Origin of the sequence: Sphingomonas sp. NFR15, assembly GCF_900103265.1 — a bacterium.
GTDB classification, from domain to species: Bacteria; Pseudomonadota; Alphaproteobacteria; order Sphingomonadales; family Sphingomonadaceae; genus Sphingomonas; species Sphingomonas pollutisoli.
Genome location: NZ_FMWX01000001.1, coordinates 733,824 through 750,925, shown reverse-complemented (window position 1 = coordinate 750,925; position 17,102 = coordinate 733,824). Strand labels below are relative to the sequence as shown.

Annotated in this window: 11 protein-coding genes; 5 read left to right on the top strand and 6 right to left on the bottom strand. The window is 68.5% G+C overall.

The genetic code is table 11. From position 1 onward, the window contains the following. Positions 1–16: 16 nt before the first annotated feature. Positions 17–1,462, bottom strand: coding sequence for a family 8 glycosyl hydrolase (locus BLS81_RS20665; RefSeq protein ID WP_093220763.1), 1,446 nt, complete (start codon positions 1,460–1,462; stop codon positions 17–19). 164 nt (positions 1,463–1,626) lie between these two features. Here BLS81_RS20665 and BLS81_RS03515 point away from each other — a divergent pair, with 164 nt between their 5' ends. Next, positions 1,627–2,514: an alpha/beta hydrolase gene (locus tag BLS81_RS03515; RefSeq protein WP_093220760.1), complete on the top strand. Its 888-nt coding sequence runs from the start codon at positions 1,627–1,629 to the stop codon at positions 2,512–2,514. 3 nt (positions 2,515–2,517) lie between these two features. Here the strand turns inward: BLS81_RS03515 and malQ are convergent, their stop codons facing one another. Next, entirely contained in the window at positions 2,518–4,485 is a 1,968-nt protein-coding gene (gene malQ / locus BLS81_RS03510) for a 4-alpha-glucanotransferase (protein ID WP_093220757.1), read from the bottom strand. Between the two features lie 158 nt (positions 4,486–4,643). On the opposite strand from malQ, the gene BLS81_RS03505 reads away from it, so the two are divergent. Together BLS81_RS03505 and BLS81_RS03500 are read left to right on the top strand one after the other, a co-directional pair. After that, positions 4,644–5,762, top strand: coding sequence for a DUF47 family protein (locus tag BLS81_RS03505; RefSeq protein ID WP_256326077.1), 1,119 nt, complete (start codon positions 4,644–4,646; stop codon positions 5,760–5,762). Further along, positions 5,762–6,775: an inorganic phosphate transporter gene (locus BLS81_RS03500; protein WP_093220752.1), complete on the top strand. Its 1,014-nt coding sequence runs from the start codon at positions 5,762–5,764 to the stop codon at positions 6,773–6,775. Before BLS81_RS03505 ends, BLS81_RS03500 begins: the two co-directional genes overlap by 1 nt. 6 nt (positions 6,776–6,781) lie before the next feature. Here the strand turns inward: BLS81_RS03500 and BLS81_RS03495 are convergent, their stop codons facing one another. Then, on the bottom strand, positions 6,782–8,407 hold the full coding sequence (locus BLS81_RS03495) for a pectate lyase (protein WP_093220750.1): 1,626 nt from the start codon (positions 8,405–8,407) through the stop codon (positions 6,782–6,784). A 159-nt stretch (positions 8,408–8,566) separates the two neighbouring features. Here BLS81_RS03495 and yghU point away from each other — a divergent pair, with 159 nt between their 5' ends. Both yghU and BLS81_RS03485 read left to right on the top strand, forming a co-directional pair. Beyond that, positions 8,567–9,436, top strand: a complete 870-nt coding sequence (yghU, locus tag BLS81_RS03490) for a glutathione-dependent disulfide-bond oxidoreductase (protein WP_093220747.1) — start codon at positions 8,567–8,569, stop codon at positions 9,434–9,436. A gap of 123 nt (positions 9,437–9,559) precedes the next feature. Next, positions 9,560–11,365 (top strand): putative bifunctional diguanylate cyclase/phosphodiesterase, encoded by a 1,806-nt coding sequence (locus tag BLS81_RS03485; RefSeq protein WP_093220744.1) that lies wholly within the window; start codon positions 9,560–9,562, stop codon positions 11,363–11,365. Positions 11,366–11,476: 111 nt separating this feature from the next. Here the strand turns inward: BLS81_RS03485 and BLS81_RS03480 are convergent, their stop codons facing one another. The 3 genes from BLS81_RS03480 to BLS81_RS03470 all read right to left on the bottom strand — a co-directional run bounded on the left by BLS81_RS03480 (position 11,477) and on the right by BLS81_RS03470 (position 17,091). After that, a complete protein-coding gene (locus BLS81_RS03480; protein WP_143023291.1) occupies positions 11,477–14,335 on the bottom strand; it encodes a YadA family autotransporter adhesin in 2,859 nt (952 codons plus the stop codon). A gap of 370 nt (positions 14,336–14,705) precedes the next feature. Further along, positions 14,706–15,920 (bottom strand): SGNH/GDSL hydrolase family protein, encoded by a 1,215-nt coding sequence (locus BLS81_RS03475; RefSeq protein ID WP_093220739.1) that lies wholly within the window; start codon positions 15,918–15,920, stop codon positions 14,706–14,708. Between the two features lie 28 nt (positions 15,921–15,948). Beyond that, positions 15,949–17,091 (bottom strand): SGNH/GDSL hydrolase family protein, encoded by a 1,143-nt coding sequence (locus BLS81_RS03470; protein WP_093220737.1) that lies wholly within the window; start codon positions 17,089–17,091, stop codon positions 15,949–15,951. Positions 17,092–17,102 lie beyond the last annotated feature (11 nt).

Below are 17,102 nucleotides of genomic sequence, written 5' to 3'. Positions count from 1 at the left end.
GCGGTTCGAACGGCGCTTATCGGCCCGGCCCGTCGATGATGCGGAATTCGCCGCTACAGTGGAGCATGCTCATCAGATAGAGCATGCCGTCGAAATAACGTTGCTCGCCGGTCGGCAGCGGCATGTCCCATAATGCCTTGAGGAACGCCTTTGAATTCGCGCCCGGCGTCGCGGCGAATCCACCGACTGCCGCCGCCGCGACCATGCCGGGCGAGTGGCGCGTCGAGAGCGGCGTGCCATCGAGCGTGTAACGATCGGCGAAGCGGTCGATCCCCTGCGCGGCGAGGAAGCCCTGTATCCGGTCGCTCAAGACGCGCTGGCGCGCATCCTTGCCCCACCAGGCGTAATCGACCGACCAGTTGCTGACGGTGCGCCAGCTATCATAGCCGAACGGATCGGGCTTGCCGTCGCGCGTCAGCATCGTCGATCCATCGAAATGGCTGCGATCGGGAGCGAGGCCGGTCTTCGGGTTGGTGACGGTGACGAAGAACGCGCGGCTGACATCGGCGGCGCGTGCCCAGAACGCGCGGTCCTCGGCGGGGCCCCAGCGCGCCCAGAGTTCGTAGAAGGCGGGCAGGTGGTAGGATGCGTCGGTGCCATCGACGTTGGTCTCGGCGACGAAGCGCACCATCATGTGCGCCTCATCGACCATCGGCCCGACCGTGACGGGGCGCGGCGTGCGATCGGGGCGGAAGGGCGGCCAGGGTGTGCCCGCTTTCGCCGCTTCGACGGCGGCCGCGCGATTGTTGGGGCTGGGCCACGGCCGGTCGGGCTGGACGAACGGCGCGTCACCGGGGTGGATGCGGAACGGCGGCGTGCCGGTCAGGACTGGATGGTGGCGCATGCCGCGCAGGATTTTGTCGGCTTCGGCCTGATAATCATAGATGCCCTTGCCATTGCCCCAACGCCGCGCGGCGAACAGCAGTGCCATCGCATAATATTCCTCGCCATCGGGCGCGGCGCCGGTCGAGCGCGGCGAGCCGTCGGTCGCCATCGACCAGGCGAAATAGCCGACCGAGGGGTTCTTGGGATCGGTGACGAGCATGTACGTCTTCGACCAGTTCCACAGCGCGTCGAACTCGCGCTTGTGGCCGAGCTGGACCGCGATCATCATGCCGTAGCTCATGCCCTCGGTGCGCGCGTCGTTGTTCGCCCAATCGGTGACATAAGCGAGCGGACCGTTGGCGTTGGCGCCGGTCTCGAAATAAACGCGCTGTTCCTGCCCGTCGCCGTGGAAGAATTGCTGGAACGCCGCCTCCATCTTCGCGCGCGCCGCACCGGGCTGGGTGCCGAGTTGCTCGGCGAACAGATCGCGGTAGCGGTGCGTCTTGAAAGCGCCCTGGCCGTCACCGGGGAAATGGGGCGCGGGCGCGGCGGTCTGCGCGGCCACTGGGCTGATCGCCAGCAGGGCAGCGGCAATCGCGGCGGTCAGGATCGTGCCGTGCGGGCGATTGATGGCCATTGTGCATCCCCTTCCGGAAACCGCCGACGTCGGGCCGGTCGGTACATTTTGATAGCGCAACCATAAAGCACTGAGGGCGAAGCGCAATCACGCTTCCACGAAGTAACTTGGCCGTTATGATATCGGTAACGCGCCGCCAATGGCCGAGTCATAGGAGAGACCTGATGCGCAAGACCGGATGGATGCTGTTGGCCTGTGCCGCGCTGGTCGGCAACGCGCCCGCGCAAGACCCCGATCCGGTCCCGCCCGCCAAGCTCGTCGCGATCCCGTTGTGGGCCAAGGGGCCGCCGGGCACCGACTCGCGCCCGGTCACGCCCGAAGTCGGGCGCGATTATTGGGTGCGTAATATCCGCACGCCGTCGCTGTTGGCGTTTCCGGCGCTGCCCGCGCACAACACCGGCGCGGCGATCGTCGTCATTCCCGGCGGCGGCCACAAGATCCTCGTCTGGACCAACGAGGGCACCAAGGCGGCGGTCGCGCTCAACCGGATGGGCATCTCGGCGTTCGTGCTCAAATACCGGCTCGCGCGCGAGCCCGGCTCGCCCTACTCGATCGAGGGGGATGCCGCCGATGACGCGCGCCGCGCGGTGCGCTGGGTGCGCGCGCATGCGGCGGACTATGGCATCGATCCGGCGCGGGTCGGGGTGATGGGATTTTCGGCGGGCGGCGAACTGGTCTCGCTGATCGCCGACAATCCCGAACCCGCCGGCCGGCCGAAGACCGATGCGATCGATTCGCTGTCGGCGCGGCCCGATTTCCAGGTGCTGGTGTTCCCAGGGCCGCTCGGCATCCCCGGCACGGCCGCCGCGAGCGCGCCGCCCGCGTTCATCACCGCCGGCAGCCTCGATCCGTGCTGCGCGGCGCCGTCGGTCGCGCTTTACGAGCAGTTGCGCAAGGCTGGGGTGGAGGCCGAACTGCACATGTATGCCGACAGCGGGCATGCGTTCAATCTCGACGAATCGAACCGGATCGGCATCCTGCACTGGCCCGACCGGCTCAACGACTGGCTGGCCGATAGCGGCTGGCTGTCGCCGCGCCCGCCGAAGCGGTGACGGTCAGCCGCGCCGGGTCGCGTCGAGCGCGGCGACCCGCGCGGTCACCTCGACGCGGGCGAGCAGCGCGTCGGTGGCGTCGGGCATGCGGCGGCGCCAGTTCGGGTGCTCGTCGATCGTGCCGGGGAGGTTGGGCTGTTCGACCGCACCGATCACGTCCTCGAGCGGCACGATCGCCAGCGCCGACGGGGTGGCGCCGATGAAGGCGAGCGCGGCGTCGACCGCCGGCGCCTCCGCCTCGACGGGCGGTTCGGGTCCGTCAACCGCACCGGCGGCGGTGAACGCGTCCCACAGCCGCGTGCGGTCGGCAGCGCGCGCGATGCGGTCGGCAGCTTCGTCCGGGAAGGGGGAGCTGCGCCCCAAGCTCCAGGTCCAGTCGATGTCGCGCCCGCGCCACCAGCCCGCGACGGTGGCGAGATCGTGCGTGCCGGTCATCGCGGCGGCGTCGCGCGCGTAGCCGGCGGGAGGCAGGAAGCCGCCCGCCGCGTCGCGTTCGAACCACAGCACGCGCATGCCGAGCATCCCGGCTGCGTCCATCGCGGGACGGAACCCCTCGGGCACGGTGCCGAGATCCTCGCCGATCACGATCGCCTGCGCGCGCTGCGATTCGAGCGCGAGCAGGCGGAGCATGTCGGTCATCGGCATGGTCAGATACGCGCCCTCTGTCGGTGAGGCACCCTCGGGCACCACCCACAGCCGCCGCAGCCCGAGCGCATGGTCGATGCGGATGCCGCCGGCATGGCCGATCGCGGCGCGCAGCGTCGCGATGTAGGGCGCGAACCCGGTGCGCCGCAGCGCATCCGGCGCGAACGCGGTGATCCCCCAGCTTTGCCCGTCGGGACCGAGCGGATCAGGCGGCGCGCCGATCGACAGGCCGGTGAGCAGATCGCCGGGGCGGCTCCACGCGTGGCTACCGCCCGCATCCATGCCGACCGCGAGATCGGCGATCAGCCCGATCGCCATCCCGGCACCGGTGGCGGCGCGTTGCGCGGCTTGCAGGCTGCGCGCGGCGAGCCATTGCAGGAACAGATAGAAGCCGATCTCGTCAGCGTGCTCGGCGGCGAAGCGATCCACCGCCGGGCTGGCGGGATCGTGATACGCGCTCGGCCAGTCCTGCCAGCCGCGCGCGCCGCTCAGAGCGAAGAAATGCGCGTGCAGCGCATCGAAACGCGCGTGGCGTTCGAGATCTTCGCCCCCGTTCAGCGCATAGGCGGCGACCTCGGCGCGAACAGCGTCGGAGCGCCCGTCATAGGCGGCGCGCAGCGCACGCAGCCGCTCCGGGATGGCATGCTGCCAGTCGATCAGATCGCCGCCCGCCGGGGCGATGGCGGCCGCGCCGGCCAGCGCGGGATCGGCATACAGCACGTTGAGGAACAGCCGGCTCGATGGCGCATAGGGGCTGAAGCGGCTGCTGTCGGCGGGGAACAGCGCGTGGACCGGGCTGATCGCGAGCGCATCCGCGCCACGCGCGGCGAAGGCGCGGGCGGCGCTGGCGAGCGTGCCGAAATCGCCGAACGCGCTGTCCGCACGGTCGCGCAGGGCGGCGATCTGCACCGACGGCCCCCAGATGCGCCGTGCCCCCACCGCATCCGCGACCGAGAAACAGCGCGCGGGTGCGACCGCGAGTTGAACCTCGCGGCTACCGACGTCGAGGCGGTGATAGCCGGGCGTCGCGATCGCGGGGATTTCCAGCCGGTCGCCGTTGAGGGTCAGCATGACGCGACGGCGCTCGCCGTTTTCCAGGATCAACTCGGCTGGCCCCGGCGCGGCGCAGGCGCGGGGCAGGGTGATCGCTCGTCCGGCATCAGCGATGACGAAGCCGCAATCGTCCCTATCGTCAGGGGCGGGGTCGCCGAGGGCGGCGAGAATCGCGGTCAGCGAGGCATCGGAGACTCGCTGCGCATGGCCCTGCGCGTCTTCCCAATCGATCTGCAAGCCGGCGCGTCGCGCGCGGTCGTGGAGTGTGCTCATGTTCGATCCACTCCTTTGGTCGGTCGATCGTGTCAAAGCCCGATCTCGCAGTTGGTTGCATCGATTCACCAATGCCTGTCCGGCACGCGGTGGAAACGGTTGGAAGCGCTGCCATAATTCTGTAACTGTCTCGCCCCGCACCCGATCGGAGCATGCTCATCCGTCAGATCGCCGCCCTGCCGTACCGTTCCGAAGGACATGCGATCGACGCGCCCGTCCGCATCCTGCTGGTCACGTCGCGCGAGACGCGGCGCTGGGTGATTCCCAAGGGCAACCAGCCGGCGGGGATGAGCGCGCATGTCGCCGCCGCGATGGAGGCCGAGGAGGAGGCGGGCGTGCGCGGGCTGATCTGCCCCGAACCGCTCGGTTCGTACCGCTATCGCAAGAGGCGCCGTAGCGGCGCGTCGCTGCTGATCGACGTCGATGTGTTTCCGCTCGCGGTGAGCAGCGAACTTTCCGCCTGGAAGGAACAGGGGCAACGCGAGCGGCGCTGGGTCAGCCTCGCCGAAGCGGCCGACATGGTCGATGAACCGGATTTGCGTGACCTGATCCGATCTTTCGGCCAAGCGGAATTCAAGGCGGCAGCGCAGCGCACCGGCATCCTCCATGCCGTCGCCGCGCGATCGAAGGTGAGTGGCATGTTTGCGTGGTTCCAAAGATTGCTTCCGAAGACGGGCAATTTCTTCGATCTGTTCGAAGCCCATGCCATGACCGTCGTCGCCGGCGCGAACGCGCTGTCGCGGCTGCTGCAGGACGGCGACCGCGACCACATCCGTGAGGTGATCGAACGCGAGCATGACGCCGACGAGATCATCCGCCAGGTGCTGACCACCGTTCGCGAAACCTTCCTCACGCCGTTCGATCGGGGGGCGATCACCAGCCTGATCGGCTCGCTCGACGATGCGATCGACGAGATGCAGGCGGCGGCGCAGGCGATCGACCTGTACGACATGACCATGTTCGAGCCGGAAATGAAGGATATGGCCGCGATCATCGTCGATGCCGCGCGGCTGACGGCGGAGGCGATGCCGCTGCTGCGCGACGTCGCGCGCAACGGGGTGCGGCTCCACGAACTGACCGAGCGGCTGGTGCGGATGGAGAGCCACGGCGACGACATCCATACCGCCGGGCTGAAGCGCGCGTTCAAGGAACTGGGGCCGATCGACGCGCTGCGTTTCTCGGTTCAGCGCGAGGTCTATAAGCATCTCGAACGGATCATCGACGCGTTCGAGCATGTCGCGATCGAGATCGACGGCCTGGTCATCGACCACGCCTGATGTACGAGCTCGCGTTTCCGCTGCTCGTCGGACTGGTTCTGGTCGCGCTGGCGTTCGATTTCCTCAACGGGCTGCACGATGCCGCCAATGCGATCGCCACCGTAGTCGCGACGCGTTTGCTCAAGCCGGTGCATGCGGTGCTGTTCGCGGCGGCCTTCAACGGCGCCGCCTATTTCCTGACGATCACCTTCCCGGCCCTGCACAAGGTTGCCGACACGATCGGGCAGGGGTTGATCGAGAAGGATCTGATCACGCCGGGCGTGGTGTTCGGCGCGCTGGTCGGGGCGATGTTCTGGAACGTGGTGACGTGGATCAAGGGCATCCCCTCATCGAGCAGCCACGCGCTGGTCGGCGGCATGATCGGCGCCGGCGTCGCCCATGCCGGCGTCGGCGGGGTGCAGTGGATCGGCCTCAACAAGACGCTCATCGCGATCGTGCTGTCGCCGACGCTCGGCATGATCCTCGCGATGCTGGTGATGCTGGTCACGAGCTGGCTGTTCCGGCGCGCGAGCGCGACCGGCGCGGAGCGCAGCTTCCGCATCCTGCACCTGATCTCCTCGGGCGCCTATTCACTCTCGCACGGGCTCAACGACGCGCAGAAGACGATGGGGATCATCACCGTGCTGTTGTATTCGACCGGCTATCTGCACGGCCGCTTCGCGGTGCCGCATTGGGTGGCGGTGAGCTGCTATATCGCGATCGCGCTGGGGACGCTGAGCGGCGGCTGGAAGATCATCGAGACGATGGGGTCGCGGATCACCAAATTGTCGCAGCATCAGGGGTTCAGCGCGTCGCTGAGCGGTTCGATCATCCTGTTCAGCGCCTCGTGGCTCGGCATCCCGGTATCGACCACGCACACCATCACCGGCGCGGTGATCGGCGCGGGAACGGCGCGGCGCGCCTCGGCGGTGCGCTGGGGGATCGCGGGCAACGTCATGATCGCATGGGTCATCACCATTCCCGCCTCGGCGGCGGTCGGCGCGCTCTTCTACCTGCTGACGACGCTGTTCTAAGCGCGATCAGGCCGTGGCCCGCGCACGGATCAGCACGCCCATGTTCTTTGCGAAGACGGCGGTGCTGATTCCGGGCACAGGGCGCGGATCGGGGAAGGGCGAGGTGTCGGTATCGTCGCCGACATAGGTGTGCGAAAAGTCTCCCGGCACCGGCGTCGCATAGCCGTCGCGGGTATAGGCGTGGCTGGTGGTATGCAGCGGCGTGACCCAGCGATGCTCGGCATCGAGCGCGGCCAGGATCGCGGCGGCCTCGCCCGGTGCGCTCGGCGCAATGGTGTGGGTGGCGGTGGTCTTGAGATCGCCGATCGCGATATCGCCCAGCGTGAAATAGCGCGGCAGCGGCCGGCGGCCCCCCTTCAGCGCGGAGCCGGCGGTGACCTCGGCGACCGGGCGCGCGGACAGCGCGGAAAGGCGCGCGCGCAGAGCGGCGACATCGGGCGAGCGGAACGAGCTGTAATGCGCGATCGTGTTGTGCGGATCGCCGTCATGATAATATTCGCCGTTGACGACATCCGAACCGCGCCGGTGGATGTACATCGGCGTGTTGGCGCCGACCTTGATGAAGGTCGGATAGCGGCGCTGCGGGTCAATCGTGGCGGGCAGGCGGATCGAATCGAGCCAGTCGAGCGCCTCGGGCAGACGATCGAGGAACTTCCGCTCGCCGGTCAGTTCATAGAAATCCATCATCAACGCGACGTTCGTCGCGGTGGTGTGCGAGACGAGCGCCTCGGGTTCGTAGGTGCGCGCGCTCGCCGGCTTGAGATCGGCGACGCTGTGTTGGAGGCCCCAGCCGGGTTGCGGCTGCGGTTGCTGCGCGCGCACGAAGCAGTCCATCGCCCGTGCGATCGGATCGAGCACGCGCGCGTCACCGAGCGTCTGCCAGACCATCAGCAGGAAGACGATGTTCTCCGCCGCGACATCGTCGTTGAAGGTGATGAACGACGTGTAATCGGGCAGGCCGTGATCGTGGAACTCGTCCCGCAGCGGAAAGCGCTGCGGCCAGCCGCCGACCGGATATTGGCTCGCCAGCACGAAGCCCAGCACCTTGTCGAGCGCGGCGCGATAGCGCGGCTCGCGCTTTTCCAGATACATGCGCAGCATGAACTTGGCGCAATCGGCGGTGCAACTGTCGTCGTAGGTCGCGTTGCCGTAATAATGCTGGAATTCCTCCAGCCGCCAGCCGTTCTTGCCAATCGTGTCGTACCAGCGGCGGATCGATCGTTCGCCGGCGAGATCGAAGTGATAGTTCCAGCCGCCGCTTTCGTGCTGGCCGCGGATCAGCACGTCGGCCGCCTTGGCCGCCGCCTGGTAGAAATAGGCGTCGCCGGTGGCGTGATAGGCATCGAGGAAGACCTGGCCCATCAGCGGCGTGCCGGGGTTCTGAATCCACACGCTCGTCGGATATGCCTGCATCTCGCCCCATTCGCGCGAGCGATCGAGCAGCACCTGCCAGACGTAACCGCCCTGATGGCTGACCTTTTCGACCATGTACCGGGCCGCGCCGAGCATCGCGGCGTCGATCGCGGCGGACGCCGGCGCCGCTTGCGCCGCGCGCGGCGCGATGGCTGCGGTGACGCCGAGCGCGGCGGTTCCCGCGAGCAGATCGCGGCGGGTGAGGGCGGCGTCTTGCATCCAAGTCTCTCCTGGTCGGGCCGGATGAACTCCGGCTTTGGTTACCGGTGTCAATCATAGGGTTTCGGCGCCGCATCGCAACTATGAGAATGACGCGATGGATCACGCCGCGCGCTGTGATACGGGAGAAACGACCTGGTTTGACCGTGGAGAACGCAAGTGGCCGACACCGACGAGAGCGCGAACAACCAACCCGCGGGCTATGTTCCTCCCGAGGTCTGGACCTGGGACCAGACTAATGGCGGGCAGTTCGCCAACATCAATCGCCCGATTTCCGGCGCGACGCACGAACGCGAGTTGCCGGTGGGTGAGCATCCGCTCCAGCTCTATTCGCTGGGCACGCCCAATGGCCAGAAGGTCACGATCCTGCTCGAAGAGTTGCTCGCGGCGGGCCATGCCGACGCCGAATATGACGCCTGGCTGATCGAGATCGGCAAGGGCGACCAGTTCGGCAGCGGGTTCGTCACGATCAATCCCAATTCCAAGATCCCGGCGCTGGCGGATCACACGCTCGATCCGCCGCTGCGGCTGTTCGAGAGCGGCTCGATCCTCGTCTATCTCGCCGAGAAATTCGGCGCGTTCCTGCCGACCGAGCCGCGCGCGCGGGCCGAGACGTTCAACTGGCTGATGTGGCAGATGGGATCGGCGCCGTTCGTCGGCGGCGGCTTCGGCCACTTCTACGCCTATGCGCCGTTCAAGATCCAATATGCGATCGACCGCTATGCGATGGAAACCAAGCGCCAGTTGCATGTGCTCGACACGCATCTCGCCGATCGCACCTATCTCGCCGGCGACACCTACACGATCGCCGACATCGCGGTGTGGCCGTGGTACGGCGGCATCCTGACCGGCGCCTATGGCGCGCAGACGTTCCTTTCCGTGGCGGACTATCCCAATCTCGCGCGCTGGACCGATCTGATCGGCGCACGCCCGCCGGTGAAACGCGGGCGGATCGTGAACCGCATCATGGGCGAGACGCAGTTGCGCGAGCGCCATGACGCGCACGATTTCGACGTTTTCGATCTTTGATCTGAATGGGTTTCCTTTCCCGATGATGTGGCGCATCTTCCTGATCCGCCATCAATTGTTAATGTTCCCCCGATACGGTGAAAACAGAATAGAATGAGGCGCTTAGCCGGCCGGGGTTAGAGGATGGAGCGACTGGAGGCGCACGATGACTGGAAGCGGGAGGGGCTCGGCGAGGGGCTCCTCGAACGTTCGGAATCCCGCGTGAACCAGCCGGGCGACGCCGACCACGACCGCGCGCTCTGGCTGGAGCAGACCTCGCGCGAATTGGAGCAGCGGTACCAGTACACGATCGCGCTCAGCCCGCTCGTCGTCTGGACCGCCTGGCCGAACGGCGACATCCTCGACATCGACGAGGCCGGGCTGGCGCGGACCGGGCTGAGCATGGGCGAAGTGCGCGGTCAGGGCTTCTTCGCGGCGGTGCATCCCGATGACCGGCAGAGCGTCGCGACGATGTGGCGCCGCAACGCATCGCTGGGTCACCCGATCGACAACGAGGTGCGCATGCGGATGCGCGACGGCAGCTATCGCTGGCATCGCTCGCGCGCGGCGCCGCTGAAAGACGCATCGGGCAAGATCCTGCGCTGGTACGGCACGATCGAGGACATCCACGACCGCAAGCTGGCCGCCGACGCGGTCCGCTGGGCGGCCGATCACGATAGCCTGACCGGCATCTGGGCGCGCGCCGCGTTCCTCACCGGTCTGGAACGCGCGGTCGAGCGCGCCGCCGAGGCCGGTTCGGTGGTGGCGCTGATGCTGTTCGATCTCGACAATTTCAAACAGGTCAACGATCGGTTCGGCCACGACACGGGTGACGCGTTGCTCAAGGATGTCGCCGTGCGCCTGAGCGGCGCGGCGGAGGAACCGGCGATGGTCGGCCGGCTCGGCGGCGACGAATTCGCCCTGTTCCTCGCGCGGCCCGATTCGGCGCGGCTCGCCGCCGCGATCGACCGCGCGGTCGCCGCGCTCGACACGCCGTTCCGCTATGGGGCGATTACCTATCATTGCCGCAGCAGCATCGGCGTCGCCTTCTACCCCGCCGATGGCGCCGATGGCGACACGCTGCGCAAGAACGCCGATCTCGCGCTATACGACGCCAAGGCCGAGGGCGGAGGGACGCTGTGCTATTTTCGCGGGGAACTGCGCCTGCAAATGCAGCAGCGGCTCTCCATGCTGTCGATCGCCCGCGATGCGCTCGATCGCGATCTGATCCTGCCGTACTACCAGCCGAAGATCGAACTGGGTACCGGGCGGATCGCGGGGTTCGAAGCCCTGTTGCGCTGGAGCCATCCCGGACGCGGCGTGCAACTGCCCGCGACGATCGCGGTCGCGTTCGACGACCCGGAACTGGCGATCGCGCTGGGCGAGCGGATGCAGGAGAAGGTGTTCGCCGACATTCGCGGCTGGCGCGAGCGCGGTTTGGACACCGGTCGCATCGCGATCAACGCGTCGGCGATGGAATTTCGCGGTGCCGATTTCGCCGCCAAGCTGATCGCGCGGCTCGCCGCCTTCGACGTGCCGGCGACCTGCATCGAGCTCGAGATCACCGAGGGCGTGTTTTTCGACAATAGCGACGCGCATGTGCGGCGTACCATTTCGACGCTGCACGACGCGGGTATCACCATCGCGCTCGACGATTTCGGAACCGGTTATGCGTCGCTGGCGCATCTCCGGCAGTTCCCGGTCGATGTCCTCAAGATCGACCGGTCGTTCGTGCAGGCGCCAACCGCCTGCGACTGGACGATCGTTCGGGCGATCATCGGGCTCGGCAAGGGCCTCGGCATCAAGACGGTGGCCGAGGGGGTCGAGACGAACGAGCGGCGCGACGCGCTTCTGAACGACGGCTGCGATTTCGCGCAGGGCTATCTGTTCAGCCCGCCGGTGGCGAGCACGGGTGTGGTGGGCCTGCTCGAAGCCGAACGCGCGCGATAGCCGTTCAACGCGCGCGAAAAAGCGGGGCCGATCGGCCCCGCTTTCGTGTCGATATTGGGTGGATCGACGGTGGTGCTCCGGCCCGCCGGGTGCGGCGGGCCGGGCTTCGCATCAGAACTGATAGCCGATGCCGGTGCTGGCGCCCGCGCGGCTGCGCGAGTCCCAGGTGCCGCCCATCTTCACCACGGTATGCCCATCGCCGAACGCCTTGGAGAAGCCGACCGCGACCGCGGTCTCGCTTTGATAAACGCCCATCGACACCGCGATCATGCCCTTGCCGGCCTCATAGGCTTGCGGCAGCCCCGCCGCCGCCAGTGCGCCGGCCGTGCCCGCCGCCGCATCGCGCCGGGTGTTGCGCAGATCGAAGTTGAGCGACGAGATCCGCGCGTCGGTATATTGGTTGGCGGCGTTGATCGCGGTGTTGATGCCGTTGTTCAACTGCGCGACGTTGACCGCGTCGGTCGGGCTGGTGCCGGCGGCGACATTGTGGATCGCCGTCGCCGCGCCGCCCGCGTTGAGCGTCACGCTCGTGCGGGTCTCGTCATATTGCACCGAGTTCTGGCCGAGCGTCAGCGCGGTGTTGGCGGTGGTCGTCACCGCGGCGACGTTCTGGTTGGTGGCATAGAGCTGGCTGCCGTTGACCGCGTCGTTCGAGGTGGCGGCGACCGCGCCCGCCGCCACGTTCGACACCGTCACCGGCGCGGCGGCGTTGCCGCCCACCAGCGCGACCGTGTTGGTGCGGTTGCCCTGCGCATCGGTGGTATAGGTGACGGCATTGGCGACCGTGGTGGTGAGGCCGTAGATCTGGCCGCCGTTGACCGCATCGGTCGATCCCGCCGCGATCGCGCCGTCGCCGACATTGTGCAGCGCCACCGCGCCGGGCGCCGCGCCGACCAAGGTGAGATCGTTGGTGCGCACGCCGCCGTTCGGCGTGGTCGGCGTGTCGGGGTTCGAATATTGCACCGGCCCGATCGCGCCGTTGGCGACCTGATCGCCGAGGTTGGTGACGCTGTTCGAGATGGTGTTCACCACGCCCGTGAGATTGTTGATCGCGGTGGTGTTGTTGGCGACATTGACGTTGGTCGCGTTCAATTGCGCGCCGTTGACCGCGTCGGTCGAGGTGGCGCTGATTTCACCCGCCGCGACGTTGGTGAGGGTGGTGCCGTTCGCGCCGCCGAACGTGACGCGGTCGCGCGCGGCAGTGTCATATTGCACGGCATTGGCGCCGACCGCGGTGATCTGGTCTTGCAGGGCGGCGACCTGGCCGCCGTTGACCGCGTCGGTCGATCCGGCAGCGATGCTGCCGGCGGCGACGTTGTGGAGCCCGACCGGGCCGGCGGCGGCGCCGGTCAGCGTCACGTCGTTGGTCGGCACGCCGCCGTTGGGGACGGTCGGGGTGCCCGCGTTCGAATAGCGCACCGGGCCGACGCCGCCATTGTTCACGTTGGTGGTGAGATTGGTGATGAGCGTCGTGTTGTTCGCGACGTTCTGATTGGTCGCGTAGAGCTGGCTGCCGTTGACCGCCTCGGTCGAGGTGTCGGTGAGCAGGCCCGGGCGGAGGTTCGCGATGGTCGTGCCGCCGGCGCCGCCCAGCGTGATGCGGTCGCGTGTGGCGGTATCATATCGCACCGCATCGGCGTCGAGCGCGGCGAGCTGATCCTGCAACGTGGAGACCTGCCCGCCGTTGACCGCGTCGGTCGATCCGGCGGCGATCGTGCCGTCGGCGACGTTGTGCAGACCGACCGGGCCGGCGGCCGCGCCGGCGAGCGTCACGTCATTGGTGGGCACCCCGCCGTTGGGGACGGTCGGCGTGCCGGCGTTCGAATAGCGCACCGGGCCGACCGCGCCGTTGTTGATGTTGTTGGTGAGGTTCGTGACGAGCGTCGTGTTGTTCGCGACATTCTGGTTGGTGGCGTAAAGCTGACTGCCGTTGACCGCGTCGGTCGAGGTGTCGGTGAGCGCGCCGGGCGCGAGGTTGGCGATCGTGGTGCCGCCCGCGCCGGCGAGCGTGACGCGGTCGCGCGTCGTCGTGTCATACTGCACGGCAGCGCCGGCGAGCGCATCGACGGCGGCGGCGACACCCGCGACCTGCCCGGTGTTGGCGGCGTCGGTGGGCGCGGTGCCGGCGGCGACGTTGGTCAACTGACGCGGCGCGCCGGGGGCGCCGATCGAGACTTCGCCGGCCGAATTCTGCAAGCCGGAGAGGCCGACCGCGGTATAGCCGGCCAGAGCCCCGCGCGTCGCCGTGCTGCCCGCGCCGAGCGCGACGCTGTTCGCGGCGGTGACGGTGGCCCCCGAGCCGAGCGCGACCGAGCCGCCCGCGCCCGCGAGCACCGCGGCGTTCGGGCCGATCGCGATCGCGCGGTCGGCGGTGGCGTCGGTCGTCGCGAGATTGCCGAACGCGACCGAATTGAGTTCGCCCGCCGATGCCTCGAGGCCGTTCGCGCCGAGGCCGGTGATGCGATTGCCGCCGATCGAGATGCCCCGTGGGTTGGCGAGCGTGAACGAATCCGCCTGCGTGTCGCAGCGATCGTCCGGGCCGACCACGGTGCCGTTGAGGTTGACCGCCTGTAGGGAAATCGGCTGTCCGGCGGCGGCGTCGGCGAGCAATCCGGCGGCGTCGATGCCGAGCGGCGGCACGAGCGGAATGACCGCGCCGACCACGCCGAGGATCGGGTTGACGGTGTTCTGCACGGGCGTGACGATGCCGTTCACCACCGGGGTCAGAATGCCCGTCACCACCGAGCGGGGCAGGCTGACGCCCGAGCACGCGCTGACGAGATTGGGCGGCGGCGCGGCCTGCGCCTGAGCTTGCGAGGTCGCCGCGAACCCCGCTCCAGCGAGCGCGACGATCGATATGCCGGCGCGTAGCGCGCGTCTGGATGCGAAAGTTGCCGGGCAAGACTTCGACCCGGTCTCGTCGGCCCGATAGGGGTCCGACATCTGATTTGGGGTATGAGGATCGATCACGTCAAACACCTCCCTGAATGGTTCCCCCCACTCTGGTTGGCAATTTGTCTCAGCCGTCGTTCCCGTTGATGCGAATCAAGGGATAGACTTGAGAGGTTTGGAGAATTGGCATGGTTTTATTGGCGTAAGAACAGGAATATAGCCGATTAGACCAAAGTCTAATGCCATGTGCGCGACGCGGCGCCGCACATCTCGAGATCAGCGGCCCATCTTTTCAAGCATCGGACACAGGCGTGGTGTTGCCGGCCCGGTTCGTGACCATCGACCGGCTGCGAACGGTGGCGACACGACTATGGAAAGGGGCGGCGGCACTTGGCCGCATGCACCGTTTGTTAACCGAATATGCTTTCGTTGCGCGGCGGCGCGAGCGTCATGCGCCGGGGCAGGGATCCCGCGCCAGCGCGGCGGCGGCCGCCTTCGCCATGATGGCATAGCCGGCGTCGCGGGGATGCAGATTGTCGGTGGAGTCGGCGGCTGGCGCCATGTGCGCGGGGTGCGCGGGATCGCGCATCGCCGCGTCGAAGTCGATCACCGCGTCGAACGCGCCCGGGCTTCGAATCCAGGCGTTGACCGCTTGGCGCTTCGCCTCGCCCTCGGCGGTGAAATAGACCGCGCCCTTGAACGGAAGCAGCGTGCCGCCGATCACGCGGATATGGTGCGCCCGCGCCCGCGCGACGATCTCGCGATAGGCCTGGATGATGGCCTCGGCGCCGACCGCCTGATCGCGATGTTCGGCTTGCGCGCTCGCGCCGATATCGTTGATGCCTTCGAGCAGCACCAGCGTGCGGACGCCCGGCACCGCGAGTACATCGCGGTCGAAGCGGGCCACCGCGTTGGGGCCGCGCCCGTCGTGCAGCAGGCGGTTGCCGCTGACCCCGGCGTTGACCACCGACCAGCACCGCCCCCGCCGGTCGGTGGCGAGCAGCCGGGCAAGCTGGTCGGGCCAGCTCTGGTAGGCGCCCGGTGTCGAGGCGGCGCCTTCGGTGATCGAATCGCCGAATGCCAGTAGGACGCGCGCGTCGCGGCGCGCCGCCACGTCGATGCGCGACACGATCGCGGGAACGCGCTTGCGAACGCTGCCGCTCAGCGTGGCGCGGGCGGTCTGATCGCCCGGCGCGACATCCGCCATCTGCGCGTGCGCGGGCGGTGTGCTGGTCTCGGGGAAGTAGATGGAGACCGCGTAATCGGTGCCGGGCGTGACCGGCGCGGCGAGCGCATCGGCGAGCACGGGCGCGCCGGCGGGAATGACCGTACCCGGCGCGCCGTTGAAGGTCAGCGGGCGGATCGAGGCGGGGATCGCCGTGCCCGAGGCGTCGAGCCGCGCGAAGGTCGCCGCGCCGATGCGCAGCGGGGTGGCGCCGAGTTCGTTGGTGAGGCGGATCCGCAAACGGTCGCTCGCCGCCCCCACGCGCACGACCTGCCGCACCGTCTGATCGCGCAGCGGCCCGCCGAGCGCGTCGCGGATCGCCGGTTCGTAACCGATCGGCGCGTTGCCATAGGCGCCGATCCACGCCGGCGGCGCGGCGGCCGCCGCCACGGCCAACCCGGCGGCGCCGAGCGCCAGCAGCGACTTGATACGGTTCATGCGTCCAGACCTTGTTCTGCGGATTGCGTCATAGCGTGGCGGGATCGATCGCTGCCGCCATCGCGGCATAGCCTGCGTCGCTCGGGTGAAGATGGTCGCCCGAATCCTTGGCGGGATCGAGCCGCGAGGGGTCTGCGGGGTCGGCCATCGCCCGGTCGAAATCGACGACCGCGTCGAACGCGCCGGCGCCGCGAACCCATTGGTTGACCGCCTGGCGAACCGCCTCGCCGGCGGGGGTGTGATAGATCGAGCCGCGAAACGGCGGCAGCGTGGCGCCGATGACTCGCAGGCCGGCAGCGTGTGCGCGGGCGATGATCTGGCGATACGCCGCGATCACGTCCTCGGCGCGTACGGGTCCGTCGCTGGCGGGTTTGGCATTGCCCCAGCCGATGTCGTTGATGCCTTCGAGCAGCAGCACGTCGGTAACGCCGGCAACGGCGAGCACATCGCGGTCGAAGCGCGCGAGCGCATTTGGGCCGGCGCCGTCGCGCAGCAGCCGGTTGCCGTGGATGCCGGCGTTGACGACGCTCCAGTCGCGATGGCGCGGCAGCGCCGCCAGCCGGGCGGCGAGCATCTCGGGCCAGCCGGTGAAGCTCTGCGGCGCGGCGCGGGCACCTTCTGTGACCGAATCGCCCAGCGCGACGAGAACGCGGCCCGTTCCCCGCCGATCGACCTCAATGCAGGCGGCGAGCGCGGGTCCGCGCCCGGTGCGGCGATGGCCGTCGGGATAGCGCACCGTGACCGTCAACAGATGTGCGGCGGGTCTGGCGTCCGGCCCATAGCTGACGGTCACCGCGATCCGCTGGAAGCGGCGGACCGGAGCGCGAACCGGATTGCTCGCCAGCGACGCGCCGGCGGGCAGGGCCGCGCCGGCGTGGCCACCGAAGGAGAGCGGAAGGCTGCGGCCGTCGATCTCCACCGTCGCCGCTTCGAACGCGAGCGGCGCGGTGCCGAGCGCGTTGGTCATCCGCACGCGCAGGCGCGCGCCGGCGGCATCGACGGTCATCTCCTGCCGCACGGTGGCGCCGCCGTAATCACGCACGTCCCGATCGGTGAGGACGGGCGTGGCGGGAAAGGCGGCGGCGGTCCAGCCCGCCACCCACGCCGCCGCGGCGGGCGCGGGGGCGAGCAGTACGACCGCGGAGCAGAGCGCGAGGGGCCACCGCCACATGCCCCTTACGC